Genomic DNA, 16,857 nt, shown 5'->3' on the forward strand with positions numbered 1-16,857 from the left:
TAGGTTCTCTATACTCATTGGCTTGTAGCTAAACTTTTTGCTGTATTGTTTACTGATTTATTATTTGACGCAGGCGGTGTGCTTCGGCCTAGCTGTAACAAACTAGGCATTAAAATGAGAGTGAACAACGCACTGATCGCCATACCACCGACTATAACGGTTGCAAGCCCTCTGTAAATTTCAGAGCCTACACCTGGCATTAGCATCAATGGCAGCATGCCAAATAAGCTCGTAAGTGTACTTAAGTAAACAGGCCTTGCCCTTAGTAATATCGCTTGTTTGACCGCCGCCTCACGACTTAAACCTGATGTCATCGCTACCTTAGTTTGATCCACTAATAATATGGCATTGTTAACTACTAACCCTAACAAAATGATAAACCCTATCATGGTGAGCAAATCAAGCGATTGAAAAGTAAATAGGTTTAAAATAAACAGCGCTAATACGCCACCAGCAATGGCTAGAGGCATAACCAGTAAAACCAACGCACTGTCTTTTGCGGATTTAAACAGTGCTGTCATTAATAAAAATAAAATAAACAACGCCAACACAAAATTCAGCGCCATTTCGGTCATCGCCGAATTCATTTTTTGTGCGTTGCCAGCCAATATTGCTCCCGCATTACTTGGCAGGCTAGCTCTGACTTTAGGCATTACCTGTTCGCTTAAAATTGCTTGCGCTTGTTGTAAGCTCATATCAGCAGGTGGAGTTACTACTATGCTCACTGTACGGCGACCATTTACCCGACGTAACTGAGTGGGTCCCACAGTACGTTCAATGTTGGCAAGCTCGCCAAGGCTTTGTATACCTGCTTGTGGGGTAACAATCGGCAGTGCTTTTAGTTCTTCTGGGGTTTGCCAAGGAATGCCTCGTAAAATGACATTCATGCGTTCATTACCATCAAAATATTCATTCACAAATAAACCACCAGTATATGCTTGTACTGCTTGCGATACATCTCGACGAGTCAGGCCTGCTTGGGTAATACGGCGATCATTAGGTGTTAGTCTAAGTTCAGGTTCAGCCATATCAAGACGAGGCTGTGGCTGGGCGGTAGCATCTGGTAGAACTTCATTGACGGCGTTTAGTGCAATTTGTGCTGCATTAACTAAGTCATCCATGTTCGGCCCGGTTAGGTCAATATTGATATCGCGGCCATCACCACCGTTTGCAACTTGGATCATTGAACCACGAAAGAAAAATACTTGCGTGTCGGGTAAATCAATAAAAATCTCTTCTTTGGCTACTTTCATTAACTCTTCGACTCGTTGTGGATCGGCTGAGTAAATAAAGCCACCTGCATTTGAGCCAAAAGCATAAAAATTAAAATCTTTAATGCCAGGTTCTTTTTCGCCATTGAAGTAGGGCATGAGTCGTTTTTTAACTCTGAGTAAGAGCTCTTCTTCCATAAATTGCACATTCCCACCTGGTGGCGTGACCAAATTGAAAAAGAAGCCATCAGTAGGCGCGCGTGGCATAAAATCGGTTTTCGGTAGCATAGTTAATGTTGCTATCACTGAGCCGCCAAGTAATACGATAATCCACATAATTTGCTTAACGCGAGTGTTCGTTAACTTCATAATAAAATTACTGAGCTTTTGCCAATAGTAATGATATGGGTCCGCTTTGATTTGCGCATCGGGCCATAGATGATTCGCTAATGGGATAAGTGTAATTGCGCATATCATTGATGTGATAACCGCTACAGAGAGTGTCAGTGCTAAATCAGAAAACAATTGCCCTTCAATACCAGCCATAAATAAAATAGGTAAAAATATTGCAACACTCGTTGTTGTTGATGCAAATAACGCCCCAGTAACTTGGGCCGCTCCTTTAAGCGCCGCTTTTTTATTATCTAGGCCTTCAGCGCGAAGTCTGGCGATATTTTCTTGTACTATAATAGCCGCATCTAACACTAAGCCAACAGCAAATGCCAGACCCGCGAGTGATATAACATTTAGACTACGGTCAAAAACATTAAGCGCTAAAAATGCCACCATCAATGAGATTGGAATAGTCGCTGCAATCACTAAAGTAGCTTTCAGGCCTCTAAAAAATAACCATAAAATTAAGCAAGACAAAATAACGCCAAGGCCTAAGTTACTTTTAACTAACGACAGTGCATTGCGTATATGCACCGAGGCATCAAAACTAAGCTCAATAGAGAGTCCATTCGCTGCCAGCGGCCCTTCATTTAGCTCTTTTATTGCTAGATTAATATCGTCAAGTAACGCAACCGTATTGGCTTTATTAGCGCGAGAAATACGGATGTAGTAGGCTGGTTTTCCATTACGTCCACTCATACCTAAGCGGTCAGAGTAAGTCCGTTCAACACTGGCTATATCGCCTAAATAAATAGGCCTATCATCTGAGTAACCAACGCGCATTTGTGCCATGCTAGATAAGTCATATTGTCCCGTAAAACGCACTGTATATTGGCGCCTACCTACATTAGCTAAGCCACCTGAAGTATCTCGTGAACTGGCAAGTACGTTACTAATTTTATCTAGGCTTATTCCTAAGGCTGCTGCTTTATGCGGATCAAACGTAATACGCAATTCTTTCGGGCGTTCACTGGCCAGATCCACCCGCGCAACACCTGGAATTTGCGCTAATCGTGGTTCGATAAACTCATCAATTTGTTTTTGAAACTGCGACATATCAAAATCTAAACTATCCGATTGATAATCTTTAGGTGTGATCAGTAAGGTTGCTGCCGCCTCACCATTATTTCCGCCAGCGAATACAACAGGGTCGAATGCGTCTAAAGGTAAAGGGGGAGCTTGATTAAGGCTGGTTAATACATCAAGCATGGCTTGTTGCATATTTTGGCCAACAGCAAAGGTTAGCGTAATAGCGCCATTGCCTCGGTTGATATTGGTATTTACTTCTAATGCGCCAGGTGTATTTTTAACTGCATTTTCAATGGGCTCAATGATAACCGATTCAATCTCTTCGGGTGCAGCTTGTCGCCAACCAGAGAAAATTGTAATTTGCGGTTGTTCAATATCAGGGGTTAATTGAATCGGCAACTTAAAAATGCTTAATATGCCAAACAACATAATTAGCACCAAGATAACAATGACACTCGCAGGGTTTTTTAGCGAACTACGTGTCAGGTTCATTGTGTGTCTTCCAATATTTGTTTTTGTGCATTGTAGTGATATGTAAAAAAAGCGCCACTATCATAAATAGAATGTATGTCAAAAAGTAACCAAGAAACCACTAAATCCGCCAAAAGAGGCAATTTTGTAATAACTTGTAACACTTTAAGTATAAATTCGGTGGCACTTTTTTAAGCGATCATTTTTAAGTTGTTTTGAGTTAGACTTACTAACAATATTTTTAATCGATAAAATGTTGTTTAAAAAGCAAGGAGCTTATCATGAAAAAGCATGAGCTGATTGACCAAGATGGACAAGCCGACTTTGGTATTTTTCCAGATGGAGTAGATGACATCAATTACTTGGATTTTGACCTGCGTAGTACTATGGGTAAATCCAGAAGTACGCTTTTTAAAAAGTTAAGCTTTAATCAATTTCAATTTATTAGTTTGAGTTGCGAGCAGTTAATTATTGGTTTAGCGATCGTTGATTTAAAAATTGCGAGTCAATGTTTTGTATATGTATACGACCCACAAACGACAGAATTCGATGAAGTCAGTTTTATCAGCTTACTGGCTTTAAATACGTGTATTGATAGCACACCAAACACCGGGCAAGCGACTTTTCGAAAAGGGCGTAACAGCGTAACTATTAATACAACCGCTAAGCCGCAAATACGCTCGGTAGAGGTAAATTTAAAGTCCGGGCTGAAAATTAGTGCCTGTATTGATGAATCGATAAATTATAACCCGCTTGCGGTGTGTGTTCGTGCCGGTTTTACAGGCTTTCATTTTACCCAAAAAACTGCCGCATTACCCTGTACTGGAACACTTCAGTGGCGTGGTAACAAATATGTATTTGAAGAGCTTAAAGTACTGGCAAGTGTTGATTGGAGCGCGGGTTTCATGCGTCGCGAAACCTTTTGGAACTGGGGGAGTTTAGCCTGCACATTAGCTGATGGCCGCCGCTTAGGTTTAAATTTAAGTGCGGGGTTATTGAAACAGGTTTTACCGAAAACGCCTTGTGGCTCGATGGCACGCTTTATAAAATTGATATGGTCGATTTTCAATTTGAGCGCTATGGTAATGCTAAAGCAACGAGTAAATGGCGGCTGCGTTCAAACGACGGTATCATCAATTTATACTTCGAACCAGCAGGTAAACGCCAAGATAAAACCAACTTAATTATTATCGCGACTAACTTCACTCAATACTTTGGCCGTTACTATGGTGAAATAACTCTTGCAGACGAAGTTATCACACTTAACGGCGAATGGGGATTTACCGAAGACCACTATGCGAAGTGGTAAAGAGTACTTAATACCAATCGACTTAAATATTTAACCACCCTAGCGAGCTAAATAAAGCGCTAACTGCGTTATAATTTTTTCAAGTAGAACAACTGCATGTCAAAATTTATGCCTTGTTATCACTGCATTTATCTGTCGCTATAAATGGTCAGTAACTTTACACGATTGGTATAACCTGACTATCGTTTAAAAATGAACTTAACATCTATCCCAAGATCAGCTCGTTGCCGCGTCACTAAATTCAATCGATTTGTTCAACGACTATAGTGCTTAATGCACTGTGTGATAAACCAAATCGAATCTTGTATTAGGTAAACACCGACAGCACCCAACGTGAGTAAAGTCGCGGCAGCTTGCAACAGCAAATGCTGCGACACATGCTTCGCCAGCAAGCCGTTCTCCCCAGCAGTGAGCCAAGTCCCCAAAAATCTCACTGTAACCAAATTGCTCAGGCGTGAACCCCAGCGCTGCGAAATTAAATCCACCCAGTTGGTAATAAGAAAAAAGGAAATGTTGTAAAGTGCCACCAACAATTACCACTGACATTTTTTAACTAACTCAAACCAAGAACGAGTAAACTTTTTAGGGAGGATTTTCTTTGGTGGTACGATAGGGACTTCGAGCTTTTTAGCAAAGTAACGGTGTACAAAGGTTTTCATTTGATCGCTTTCTAATTGCTCGTAAGCTATTTGCAATTGTGCTATGTCCTTTCGGCTAACATAATTTCCTTTAAGTTTTTTAAAACGCATTTCCAGCCACAGTAATAAAGCTTGTTTAGCCTCATTGGGAAAGGCATGGGTTAAAGTGGATGTGGGTCCGTATAACCTTTCAAAGTTTATTGTTTGATCTTGGATCAAAAATACCATTAACAGATTTAATCCTGCAGAAATTTGTCCCGCTCGCTTGTCAATAATTTGATAACGGCTTAAGGCACTACGAAAATAATGTTCAGCTTCTGGGATTTTATTCTCATCAAGTGCCAAATAGCCCAAGTTACTTTCTATCATGGCGACAACATTAGGGAGGTTTAAACGCACCGTGAAATTATAGCTTTCGGCATATAGGTTACGCGCTTCGTCATTGTTATTTTGTGCCATAGCGACCAGTGCCATACTGTTGGTAAGCGTCAAGCGTTGACGATCATTTTCAGCGTATTTATAACCACATTGAAAACTTAGTTGGGCATCGTCTAAATACTCTGCATAGCGTAGCCAAATACCTAACGCACTCATAATAGACGTTATTCTCTTTTTGAAATAAGGGACTTGCTGCTGACTAAATATCGCATCTACAGACTGATGAAGGCGGTCAAATTGGCTGGTCGGAACGGCTGCTCGGGCGTTAATAAGATGCCAACGAATAAATAACTCAGGTGAAACTTTATCGATATCGTCAAGATTTTCAAGAATAATAATAGATTGCGCTGGGTTGACCACAAGGTAGTCTTCAGCTTCGTTTAACTTATTTTCAAAAGTGCTTAGTTCAGTAGCAAAAGCTTGCTGAAAACCAAGTAACAGGAACCAACATATAACGAAAAGCCGTAACAACTTGATCTCAATTACTTAATGATGTGATTGATAATTATAGTTGCCGCAGTCATACAAATCAAAGCTAATAAACCAGAATAAGTTCTTAGCTATCAAGTATGTTGTATTTAAAGGTGATATTTATCATAAAAGAGAAAATAACACAGATAGAAAAAGCCCTAGATCTATATAGATTTAGGGCTTTCATTTATTTACTGTTAATGTCAATCAGCTTATCGTTTAGAACTTTTCAGCTCTCTATTATTCGTCTATCGATCTCAATAATGCATTAATCCCTACTTTTTCGCGGGTTTGCTGATCTACTTTTTTCACGATAATTGCAGCGTACAAGCTGTGAGTACCGTCTTTTGATGGCAGTGCGCCTGGAACAACCACTGCACCTGCTGGTACGCGGCCGTAGTGGATCTCGCCAGTTTCGCGGTCGTAAATGCGAGTACTTTGGCTGATGTAAACACCCATTGAAATAACAGCGCCTTCTTCAACGATCACGCCTTCTACAATTTCAGAGCGTGCACCAATAAAACAGTTATCTTCAATGATAGTAGGATTGGCTTGTAATGGCTCTAAAACGCCACCTATGCCAACACCTCCTGACAAGTGTACGTTCTTACCAATTTGTGCACACGAGCCTACAGTGGCCCATGTATCAACCATAGTGCCATCATCAACGTAAGCACCAATGTTTACATATGATGGCATCAATACTACATTTTTACCGACAAAGCTGCCTTTACGGGCAACAGCGTTTGGTACAACGCGCATGCCACCTTGCTGAAATTGCTCCGGTGTATAGTCGCTAAATTTCAGTGGTACTTTGTCATAAAACTGGTTTACGCCGTCGTTCATTGGTTGATTGTCACGAATACGAAACGACAGTAACACGGCTTTTTTTAGCCATTGATGGACAACCCACTCACCACTGATTTTTTCAGCAACGCGTGCGGCACCACTATCAAGTAGCTCAAGTACATCGATTATGGCTTGTTTTACATCACTAGGTACTGTGCTCGGGCTGATGCTATCACGGTTATCCCAGGCGTTTTCAATGGTGGTTTTTAAATCTGACATAAGATCCTCTTATTCGGTTTCTGCGTTGAGTTTTTTACGCAATGCTTGATGAATTTTTGCTTGTTCTTCGTCGGTAAGAGCTTGGTATTCGTTATTCGATACCACGAAGAAATCTTCTGCACGTTCACCTACGGTGGTGATCCGCGCGGCGTGTATATGTAATAAATGGGCTTGAAACACTTCGGCAATTTTGGTTAATAAGCCAGGAATATCTACCGCTTGAATTTCGATTAAGCTGCGGTCTCTACGCGGGTGAGGGCGCAGGATAATTTTTGGTTTAATATTAAAATCTTTAAAGCGTTGTGAGCGGTTCTTTTTAAAGCGAATTTTCTTTTTCGGATCAGCAAGCGCTTGATCAAGGCCGCGTTTGATTGACTGCGCTTGAGCGCTGGCAATCGGGTCGCCACTGACTTCAAGTACGACAAAGCTAAACAGCACATAGCCGTCGCGAGTGGTGAGCACTTGAGCATGTTGAATTTGCGCTTTTTTAGAGCCGATCACACTTACTAAACGGGCAAATAAACCGCCGGAGTAGGGGCTATAAACAAAAATCTGTGTACCGCCGTGCATGGCTGTATTTGATACCGCAACACTGGGTTGGCTTAAATCAACGCAGTTTAGTAAATGTTCGGTGTGCCATGATAGTTGTTGTTCACTAAAGGCCGTAAAGTAATTTGCTTTAAAACGGCTCCAAATTAAATCAATCTGATTTTCATCATAGCCATTGTTGATTAACCGTTGTTTGGCTTGATGCTTTTTATCGCGAATTTGGTCGCGCTGATCCATAGGATTTTCAAGGCCTAACCGTAACGCCCTTTGAGTATGCAGGTAAAGCTCACGCAACAAGGTGTTTTTCCAATCATTCCACAAGTTGTCGTTAGTGGCGCGAATATCTGCGACGGTTAAGCAGTATAGATAATCAAGTTGTCGTTCGGTTTTAACTCGAGTAGCAAAGTCTTTGATCACATCTGGGTCATTAATATCTTTACGCTGTGCAGTTACAGACATAAGTAAATGGTTACTAACTAGCCAAGCAATCAATTTGCCATCGGAAGTTGAAAAACGGTGTAATTTGGCAAAAGCAATGGCATCAACAGCACCGAGTTCTGAGTGATCGCCGCCACGGCCTTTGGCAATGTCATGGAAGATACCCGCTAAATACAGTAGCTCGGGCTTGTCCATGCGGGTGACTATTTCACAACAAATAGGAAACTCACTGACGTTTGCTTTATCAAAATATTGATAAATGTTATTGATCAACTTGTGAGTATGTTCATCCACAGTATAAGCGTGAAATAAGTCAAATTGCATCTGCCCAAAAATGTTTCGCCACTGGGGTAAATAAGCGGCAAGCATGCCGTGCTTGTGCATTAAAGTAAATGCACGACCCATGCCGTTAGGGTGTTTAATTAACCGTAAAAATGCTTCGCGACAGGCGGCATAATCTTGCAAATCTCCTAACAGGCGACGGCGCACTTGGCGAATGGTACGGATAGTACTTGGGTAAATATGGGTAATTTCAGGGTTATCGGCAATGTGTTCGAACAATACAAATAGTTGATCACGGCGAAAGAACACGGACGGATTTTTTACCCTAATTTGATGGCCAACACGTTCGAAATTACGATCGAGTTCAACCACTGCTTGTTCGTTACTTTCCGGTAAAATGCTTTGTTCAAAATATGATAACAACATTTGATTTAGCTCACGGACCCGGCTCATGATCCTAAATAATCGCTTCATCATCCGCTCAACTGAGGCTTTACCATCGCTACCAAAGCCAAGTAAATCAGCAGCCAGTGGTTGATGATCAAATAACAACCGGTTCTCAGAGCGTCCAGCCGCTAAATGCAGCGCAAAACGGATATTCCAGAGATTTTCTAAACACTCTAGGAGCTCTTGGTATTCTTCATGAGTGAGATAGCCGTGGCTAATAAGCTCTTGTAAGGTTTCGGCTCTAAAATGTTTTTTAGCAACCCAAATGATGGTTTGCAGATCTCGCAGGCCACCAGGATTTTCTTTGATATTTGGTTCGAGGTTGTATGCTGTACCGTGACATTTTTTATGACGCAGTTGTTGCTCATGTACTTTTGCTAAAAAGAATTCGTCAGAGTGCCATACAGGCGTATCAAGAATATGCTCTTTGAGTTTTTCATATTCAATGTGATTACCGAACAGTAGTCGACTTTCAAGCAAGCTAGTGGCAAAAGTTACGTCGGCACGTTTTTGCTCAATCGCTTGCTCAATGGTACGCACACTGTGGCCAATTTCTAAATTAAGATCCCAGAGCATGGTCACAAATTGGCCGATTTTTTCACACACGGCATCACTAGGTTGCTCAGTAACTAGCAGTAAAAAATCGATATCTGAATAGGGATGCAGCTCACCGCGACCGTAACCGCCAACGGCGATCAAGGCTAAATCTGGCTCATGGGCTAAATCATAAACATGAAACAGTTTAATCAGTAAGCGGTCGATAAACTCAGCCCGGGCATTAATCAAATTACCGACTGGCTGTTTTGAAAACTCGTTTTGTAACCATTTATAAAAATAATTAGAACAATCGCGATAATCGGTTAATTGCTCAGCATCGCTGAGCAATTTTTTAACTTTATTGGGTAATGCCACGTGGGCTGGCTCCTTAGCATACTAATTTCACCCTAAGTCGGGTGAGTCAGTATTTAATGTTCAATGATCCGGTCAATCGTATCATCTGATCGAAGCGTTAAAATTTCAACACCATTTTCAGTTACTAATAAGGTGTGTTCCCACTGCGCAGACAAGCTACGGTCTTTAGTAACCACAGTCCAGTCATCTTTTAGTAGTTTACACTGGCGTTTACCCGCGTTAACCATTGGCTCAATAGTCAAACACATACCTGCTTTTAGGGCTTCGCCAGTTCCAGCGCGGCCATAATGCATTATTTGTGGTTCTTCATGAAACTCTGCACCAATACCATGGCCGCAATATTCACGAACAATTGAGTAGTTAAAGCTCTCTGCATATTTTTGAATCGCTTCGCCGATATCACCTAAACGCACGCCTGGTTTAACCATTTTTATTGCTAAATAAAGGCTTTCTTGCGTTACTTCAGCAAGACGCTTGCCTTGGATGTTTGGCGTGCCAACATGAAACATTTTTGATGTGTCGCCGTGGTAGCCATCTTTGATAACCGTGATATCGATATTGACACTGTCGCCATCTTTTAATGCTTTGTCGTTAGGAATACCATGGCAAATTACATGGTTTACTGAGGTGCAAATTGATTTAGGAAAACCATGGTAATTTAGTGGGGCAGGAATTGCCTTTTGCACATCGACAATATAATTATGACAAATTGTATTTAGTTCATCAGTGGTTACACCGGGAACTACATGTGACTCTATCATTTCCAGGACATCTGCCGCTAAGCGCCCGGCTACACGCATTTTCTCTATTTCTTCAGGGGTCTTGATCACAGCACTCATGGAGGCTCCATTGTCGAGTTTTACACATTTATCGTCGCACAAATTTTGCACGCGACGTTGAATATTTGTTTTTAATATGGTATAAAGCGCGCCGTCTTTTTACAAATAAATTCTTAAATGATTTTTTGTATTTAAGGCAAACACAATTTTATTTTAACACACACACGTATCGTCACATACACTTGGGTGCATTTCAGTTTCATTTAACTGCGGTGTTGGTGCTATGGGGTATGTGGAGGCCTAACCCTAAACTAAACAGAGGAAATACAAAATGGCAAACGTTTCAATGCGCGACATGCTTCAAGCTGGTGTTCACTTCGGTCACCAAGCACGTTACTGGAATCCTAAGATGAAGCCTTTCATCTTCGGCGCACGTAACCGTGTTCATATCATCAACCTTGAGCAAACTGTTCCAATGTTCAACAACGCACTTAAGTTTTTAACTGGTGCTGCGTCAAACAAAGGTAAAGTTCTTTTCGTTGGTACTAAGCGCGCAGCAAGCGAGTCGGTTAAAGAAGCCGCTATCGCTAGTGATCAGTATTACGTAAATCACCGTTGGTTAGGTGGTATGTTGACTAACTGGAAAACAGTTCGTCAATCAATCAAGCGTCTTAAAGACCTTGAGATCCAAAGCCAAGACGGTACTTTCGAGAAGTTAACTAAGAAAGAAACGTTAATGCTTAACCGCGAAATGGAAAAGCTTGAAAAGAGCCTTGGCGGTATCAAAAACATGGGTGGTCTTCCTGACGCACTTTTCGTTATCGATGCAGACCACGAGCACATCGCTATCCGTGAAGCTAACAACCTAGGTATTCCAGTTGTTGCGATCGTTGATACTAACTCTAACCCAGACGGTGTTGATTTCATCGTACCTGGTAATGATGATGCTATCCGTGCAATCAACCTTTACACAGGCGCAGTTGCAGCAGCAATCACTGAAGGTCGTGAGAGCAATATCGTTGCTCAAGCTGAGAAAGACGACTTCGTAGAAGCTGAGTAATTAGCTGTCATCAAGTCTTCATCTAATTTTAGATGAAGACTTGCTATTCTTGTAGAGCGGGTAACCCGCTTATCTAAACCTGAATTCAGATTTGAGGATTTACTAATGGCTGTAACTACTGCCCTAGTTAAAGAATTACGCGAGCGTACCGGCGCTGGCATGATGGATTGTAAAAAAGCGTTAACTGAAACAGATGGTGACATCGAGTTAGCGATTGAAAATATGCGTAAAAGTGGCGCTGCAAAAGCTGCTAAAAAAGCAGGTAACATTGCTGCTGAAGGTACTATCATCATCAAGCAAAATGCAGGTGTTGCAGTACTAGTTGAAGTTAACTGTCAAACTGACTTCGTAGCAAAAGACGTAAGTTTCTTAGCATTTGCTAACAAAGTTGCTGATGCTGCTATTGCAGAAACGATTTCTATCGAAGACTTACAAGCTAAGTTCGAAGAAGATCGTGTTGAACTAGTTACTAAAATTGGCGAAAACATCAACGTACGTCGTTTACAGTACATTGCTGGTGAGCAACTAGTTGAGTACCGTCACGGTGAGCGTATTGGTGTTGTTGTTGCTGGTGTTGCTGATGAAGAAACACTTAAGCACGTTGCAATGCACGTTGCTGCTTCAAACCCAGAGTACCTAGCACCTGAAGATGTACCTGCTGACGTTGTTGAAAAAGAAAAGCAAGTACAAATCGAAATCGCGATGAACGAAGGCAAGCCTGCTGAAATCGCTGAGAAGATGGTTGTTGGTCGCATGAAAAAATTCACTGGTGAGGTTTCTCTTACTGGTCAAGCTTTCATCATGGAACCTAAAAAATCTGTTGGCGAAATTCTTAAAGAGAAAAACGCAACAGTTACTGGCTTCGTACGTGTAGAAGTTGGTGAAGGTATCGAGAAGAAAACTGAAGATTTTGCTGCTGAAGTTGCTGCACAGATTGCTGCTGCTAAAGGTCAATAAAATCGATTTCCTTTGACGAAAAAGTGAGTTAGATGAAATTATTCTGTTATTTGCTTTTGCGTCATCGCTGAAAATTCTTTAAAATAACCGCGCTCTTTATGTGAAAATCATAAGCGCGGTTATTTTTTATCCTTTTTTTATAAAGTTGGCCCAAATACTATGACAATCAATCGTAAACCTATTTTTAGACGCGTTCTTCTCAAATTAAGCGGTGAAGCACTGATGGGAGACGAAGGCTTCGGCATCGACCCAAAAGTATTAGATCGTATGGCGCAAGAAATCAAAGAGCTTGTAGAACTCGACGTAGAAGTGGGTTTAGTTATCGGTGGCGGTAACTTTTTACGTGGCGGCTCACTTGCTGAAGCAGGCATGAATCGCGTAGTTGGCGATCATATGGGGATGCTAGCAACTGTCATGAATGGTCTTGCAATGCGTGATGCGTTGCACCGCGCATTTGTAAATTGTCGTTTAATGTCAGCTATCCCACTTAACGGTGTGTGTGATGCATACAATTGGGCTGAGGCAATTAGCTTATTAAAAACGGGCCGTGTAGTTATTTTTGCAGCCGGTACTGGTAATCCATTCTTTACAACGGATTCGGCCGCGTGTTTACGTGGTATTGAAATTGAAGCCGATACCGTGATTAAAGCCACCAAGGTTGACGGTGTTTACAGTGATGATCCGGTAAAAAATCCAGAGGCGACACTTTACCGTCACTTGAGCTACAATGAAATCATTGAAAAAGAATTAAAAGTAATGGATCTTGCGGCATTCACTCTTGCGCGTGATCACAAGATGCCGTTGAGCGTATTTAATATGAATAAATCAGGCGCTTTAAAGCGTGTAATTATGGGCGAAGAAGAAGGCACTCTTATCTCTTCACAAGCCTCAGATGAAGTTATTAACTAGATTAGGATTGAACCGTGATAAACGATATTCAAAAAGATGCTGCAGAACGTATGCAGAAAAGTGTAACGGCACTTAGCAGTCAACTATCTAAAATCCGTACTGGCCGTGCTCATCCGGCAATATTAGATGGCATTATGGTGCCATATTACGGCGCACCAACGCCATTGAACCAAGTTGCCAATGTAACAATTGAAGATTCACGTACACTTGCGTTAAGTGTATTTGATAAATCGCTTGCACAAGCGGTAGAGAAAGCAATCATGGCATCTGACTTAGGTTTAAACCCAATGTCAGCAGGTTCTGTGATCCGTGTACCACTTCCTCCGCTAACTGAGGAACGTCGTAAAAACTTAATTAAAATCGTTCGTGGTGAAGTTGAAAGCGGCCGTGTTGCAATCCGTAATATTCGTCGTGATGCTAACGGTGACGTTAAAAACTTATTGAAAGATAAAGATATTTCTGAAGATGAAGCGCGTCAATCTGATGATGAAATTCAAAAGCTTACGGACAAATTCATTAAAGAGATGGACACTCAATTAGCGGCGAAAGAAGCCGAGTTGATGGAAATCTAAGCTAGTAAATTTATTAGTTTTGAAACGCCGTCTGGGGTATACTAGGCGGCGTTTTTTTATGGAATACTCGATATTTATGGTTCTTAACGCTGATAAAATTTCCCAGCAATGTTTACCCAAGCATGTCGCTATAATCATGGATGGCAATGGTCGTTGGGCACAAGCCAAGAATAGGCCACGTGTGTACGGTCATAAAAAAGGCGTGGATGCGGTTCGTCAGTCTGTGCAGTTTTGTACTAAATTAGGAGTAGAGTCATTGACTCTATTCGCTTTTAGTAGTGAAAACTGGCATCGCCCCGAAGATGAAGTCAGTACCTTGATGGAGCTGTTTTTGTTTGTGCTGAGTAAGGAAGTTAAAAAGCTACACAAAAATAATGTTAAGTTAACCATTATTGGTGACTTATCTCGTTTTTCAGATACTTTGCGCAGCAAGGTTGATGCAGCACATGAATTAACGGCTAATAATACTGGTTTGCAACTGAATGTAGCGGCAAATTATGGTGGTCGATGGGATATAACAAATGCTGCAAAGCAATTAGGTAAGCTGATTGCTGCAGGGACGTTAAACCCTGATGATATTACAGAGCACGATTTAGCCGCCCATATGAGTATGCAAGATCAGGCTGAACCTGACTTGTTGATCCGTACTGGTGGCGATTTACGCATAAGCAACTTTTTATTGTGGCAAGCTGCTTATGCTGAACTTTACTTTACCGATACGCTTTGGCCTGACTTCAATGAAGCAGCTTTTGCTGATGCTATCGCTTGTTACGTTGCCAGAGAGCGACGGTTTGGTTGTACTGGCGAACAAATAAAACAATTACTCGCTGAAACCTAATTAAAAAGGGTAACACTTTGCTAAAACAACGAATTTTAACCTCTTTAGTGCTAGCGCCTTTGGCACTGGTGTTGGTTTTTTATACACCTCTTACATTGTTTAGTTACATTGCTGGCGCGATTGTTTTATTAGGCGCGTGGGAATGGTCGGCATTTATGGGGTTATGCGATAAAGTTAAACGTTTTTCGTTTGTGACGTTTATTGGCTTGTTACTGGTACTGCTTAATTGGCATTGGCCAATTGATGGACTGTGGGTCGACGGCCAGCTCGTAGGAGACGCAAATTATATATTCACACTGTCATTTTCGTGGTGGATTGTAGCCACCTACCTAGTATGGCGCTACCCAGCAATGGCTAAAGCATGGAACGAAGGAGTGGTTATGCGCGCTATTGCCGGTATTCTCACCTTAGTACCGCTGTGGCTTGCGCTTAATACACTGCGCAGTGCTAACTATGAGCAATCAACGCACTTTGGTTCGATGCTTATTTTAGTGGTACTGGGGATCGTATGGAGTGCTGACATTGGTGCATACTTTACGGGTAAAAACTTTGGCAAGCATAAGTTAATGCCAAAAGTGAGCCCTAATAAAACCATTGAAGGTTTAGCTGGTGGCTTAGTTGCTGCGGTAATTTTTGTTTTAGCGTTTTGTCATTTTACCAATGTAGATATGTCTGTTTGGCCAATTTACGCGATTATGACTGTATTCATCGCGTTATTCTCAGCTATTGGCGACTTACTCGAAAGTATGTTTAAACGCGAAGCTGGTCTTAAAGATAGTGGCTCATGTTTGCCTGGCCATGGGGGTATTTTAGATCGTCTTGACAGCCTAACTGCTGCAGCCCCCATTTTTGTGTTGTGCTATGCATGGACACTTAGTTTATGAGTTGTAGACAACAACTCGTCATTCTCGGCGCGACAGGTTCCATTGGTTTAAGTACCTTAGATGTTGTTGCGCGTAATCAAGAACAGTTTGCTGTATTTGCACTTGCGGCAGGTAATAATAGTGAATTGATGGCGCAATTGTGTATTGCTCATCAACCACGCTTTGCAGTGATGGCAGATGACAGCGCTGCAGCTAAGTTAAGCCAACACTTATCGGGCAGTGGCTGCAAAACAGTGATCCGCAGTGGCATTGCCGCCATGAGTGAACTGGCCGCTCACCCAGACGTTGACGCGGTAATGTCGGCGATTGTTGGTGCAGCAGGGCTCATACCTACACTCAGTGCGGTAGAAGCAGGTAAAAAAGTATTACTGGCGAATAAAGAATCTTTAGTCATGTCAGGTCAGTTGTTTATTGATAAAGTAAAACAACATAAAGCCACTTTACTACCGATTGACAGTGAACATAATGCCATATTCCAGTGCCTGCCAAGTGCACTGCAAGGCTCTAAAACTAATGCACAGTTACATGAGCATGGGGTAAGTAAAATTTTACTTACCGGTTCTGGTGGGCCTTTTTTAACGTGTGATATTGCCTCTTTAAAAGACGTTACTGTGGCACAAGCCGTGGCGCATCCAAATTGGTCTATGGGACAAAAGATATCTGTTGATTCAGCCACTATGATGAATAAAGGCCTTGAGTTTATTGAGGCTAAATGGCTATTTAACTGCCAGGCAAACGATATTGAAGTGGTCATTCACCCGCAAAGTATTATTCATTCAATGGTGCAATACCAAGATGGCTCGGTGCTAGCGCAAATGGGGAATCCAGATATGCGTACACCGATTGCTCATGCTTTAGCATACCCACAGCGTATTGATGCTGGAGTAACACCACTGGATTTTTCACAGCTTGCTGATTTTACTTTTACGAAACCAGATTTTGCCCGCTATCCCAATTTACAATTAGCTATTGCTGCGTGTAATGCTGGACAAGGTGCTACAACGACAGTTAATGCTGCCAATGAAATTGCTGTGCAGGCATTTTTACAAGGGCAGATAGGCTTTACTGATATATACCGCATTAATGCACAAACATTAGACACAACGGTTGATGTAAACGTACACACGCTCGATGAAATTCTTGAATGTGACCGTTTAGCTCGACTTCAAGCGACGCAACTCATTGCAAAGGTAGTACGCTAA

13 protein-coding genes and 1 pseudogene are annotated in these 16,857 nt (G+C 41.7%); 9 read left to right on the forward strand and 5 right to left on the reverse strand.

Annotation, left to right across the window (positions count from 1 at the left end):
* Positions 1-14: 14 nt before the first annotated feature.
* Positions 15-3,125, reverse strand: a complete 3,111-nt coding sequence (locus P4S61_RS15340; protein ID WP_182778707.1) for an efflux RND transporter permease subunit — start codon at positions 3,123-3,125, stop codon at positions 15-17.
* Between the two features lie 260 nt (positions 3,126-3,385).
* Between P4S61_RS15340 and P4S61_RS23000 the strand changes: the two are divergent.
* Together P4S61_RS23000 and P4S61_RS23005 are read left to right on the forward strand one after the other, a co-directional pair.
* Positions 3,386-4,039, forward strand: a pseudogene (locus P4S61_RS23000) (DUF2804 family protein); the annotation flags it as partial.
* A 119-nt stretch (positions 4,040-4,158) separates the two neighbouring features.
* Positions 4,159-4,413: a DUF2804 family protein gene (locus P4S61_RS23005; protein ID WP_442961568.1), complete on the forward strand. Its 255-nt coding sequence runs from the start codon at positions 4,159-4,161 to the stop codon at positions 4,411-4,413.
* 533 nt (positions 4,414-4,946) lie between these two features.
* On the opposite strand, the gene P4S61_RS15350 is transcribed toward P4S61_RS23005, so the two are convergent.
* The 4 genes from P4S61_RS15350 to map form a co-directional block, all read right to left on the reverse strand.
* Complete coding sequence (locus P4S61_RS15350; protein WP_337118584.1) at positions 4,947-5,960, reverse strand: tetratricopeptide repeat protein; 1,014 nt, start codon at positions 5,958-5,960, stop codon at positions 4,947-4,949.
* A gap of 240 nt (positions 5,961-6,200) precedes the next feature.
* Positions 6,201-7,028, reverse strand: a complete 828-nt coding sequence (gene dapD / locus P4S61_RS15355) for a 2,3,4,5-tetrahydropyridine-2,6-dicarboxylate N-succinyltransferase (protein ID WP_145240464.1) — start codon at positions 7,026-7,028, stop codon at positions 6,201-6,203.
* 9 nt (positions 7,029-7,037) lie between these two features.
* Positions 7,038-9,656, reverse strand: a complete 2,619-nt coding sequence (gene glnD, locus P4S61_RS15360) for a [protein-PII] uridylyltransferase (protein WP_337118585.1) — start codon at positions 9,654-9,656, stop codon at positions 7,038-7,040.
* A gap of 53 nt (positions 9,657-9,709) precedes the next feature.
* Positions 9,710-10,495: a type I methionyl aminopeptidase gene (gene map / locus P4S61_RS15365; RefSeq protein ID WP_145240468.1), complete on the reverse strand. Its 786-nt coding sequence runs from the start codon at positions 10,493-10,495 to the stop codon at positions 9,710-9,712.
* Positions 10,496-10,766: 271 nt separating this feature from the next.
* On the opposite strand from map, the gene rpsB reads away from it, so the two are divergent.
* The 7 genes from rpsB (at position 10,767) to ispC (ending at position 16,857) form a co-directional block, all read left to right on the forward strand.
* Positions 10,767-11,495, forward strand: coding sequence for a 30S ribosomal protein S2 (gene rpsB / locus P4S61_RS15370; RefSeq protein WP_145240470.1), 729 nt, complete (start codon positions 10,767-10,769; stop codon positions 11,493-11,495).
* 105 nt (positions 11,496-11,600) lie between these two features.
* Entirely contained in the window at positions 11,601-12,452 is an 852-nt protein-coding gene (gene tsf, locus P4S61_RS15375) for a translation elongation factor Ts (protein ID WP_145240472.1), read from the forward strand.
* A 159-nt stretch (positions 12,453-12,611) separates the two neighbouring features.
* Complete coding sequence (gene pyrH, locus P4S61_RS15380) at positions 12,612-13,361, forward strand: UMP kinase (RefSeq protein WP_145240474.1); 750 nt, start codon at positions 12,612-12,614, stop codon at positions 13,359-13,361.
* A gap of 50 nt (positions 13,362-13,411) precedes the next feature.
* Positions 13,412-13,933 (forward strand): ribosome recycling factor, encoded by a 522-nt coding sequence (gene frr / locus P4S61_RS15385; RefSeq protein ID WP_442961598.1) that lies wholly within the window; start codon positions 13,412-13,414, stop codon positions 13,931-13,933.
* A 58-nt stretch (positions 13,934-13,991) separates the two neighbouring features.
* Positions 13,992-14,771, forward strand: a complete 780-nt coding sequence (locus tag P4S61_RS15390) for an isoprenyl transferase (protein ID WP_145240478.1) — start codon at positions 13,992-13,994, stop codon at positions 14,769-14,771.
* Between the two features lie 17 nt (positions 14,772-14,788).
* A complete protein-coding gene (locus P4S61_RS15395) occupies positions 14,789-15,655 on the forward strand; it encodes a phosphatidate cytidylyltransferase (protein ID WP_145240480.1) in 867 nt (288 codons plus the stop codon).
* Positions 15,652-16,857, forward strand: a complete 1,206-nt coding sequence (gene ispC, locus P4S61_RS15400) for a 1-deoxy-D-xylulose-5-phosphate reductoisomerase (RefSeq protein WP_145240482.1) — start codon at positions 15,652-15,654, stop codon at positions 16,855-16,857. Before P4S61_RS15395 ends, ispC begins: the two co-directional genes overlap by 4 nt.

This window comes from Pseudoalteromonas sp. B160 (genome assembly GCF_037162485.1).
GTDB lineage: Bacteria > Pseudomonadota > Gammaproteobacteria > Enterobacterales > Alteromonadaceae > Pseudoalteromonas > Pseudoalteromonas rhizosphaerae.

Coding starts and splice junctions, on each gene's coding strand:
- rpsB (WP_145240470.1), top strand. CDS start 10,767: ATGGCAAACGTTTCAATGCGCGACATGCTTCAAGCTGGTGTTCACTTC.
- P4S61_RS15340 (WP_182778707.1), bottom strand. CDS start 3,125: ATGAACCTGACACGTAGTTCGCTAAAAAACCCTGCGAGTGTCATTGTT.
- dapD (WP_145240464.1), bottom strand. CDS start 7,028: ATGTCAGATTTAAAAACCACCATTGAAAACGCCTGGGATAACCGTGAT.
- map (WP_145240468.1), bottom strand. CDS start 10,495: ATGAGTGCTGTGATCAAGACCCCTGAAGAAATAGAGAAAATGCGTGTA.
- tsf (WP_145240472.1), top strand. CDS start 11,601: ATGGCTGTAACTACTGCCCTAGTTAAAGAATTACGCGAGCGTACCGGC.
- pyrH (WP_145240474.1), top strand. CDS start 12,612: ATGACAATCAATCGTAAACCTATTTTTAGACGCGTTCTTCTCAAATTA.
- ispC (WP_145240482.1), top strand. CDS start 15,652: ATGAGTTGTAGACAACAACTCGTCATTCTCGGCGCGACAGGTTCCATT.
- P4S61_RS23005 (WP_442961568.1), top strand. CDS start 4,159: ATGGTCGATTTTCAATTTGAGCGCTATGGTAATGCTAAAGCAACGAGT.
- P4S61_RS15390 (WP_145240478.1), top strand. CDS start 13,992: ATGGAATACTCGATATTTATGGTTCTTAACGCTGATAAAATTTCCCAG.
- frr (WP_442961598.1), top strand. CDS start 13,412: ATGCAGAAAAGTGTAACGGCACTTAGCAGTCAACTATCTAAAATCCGT.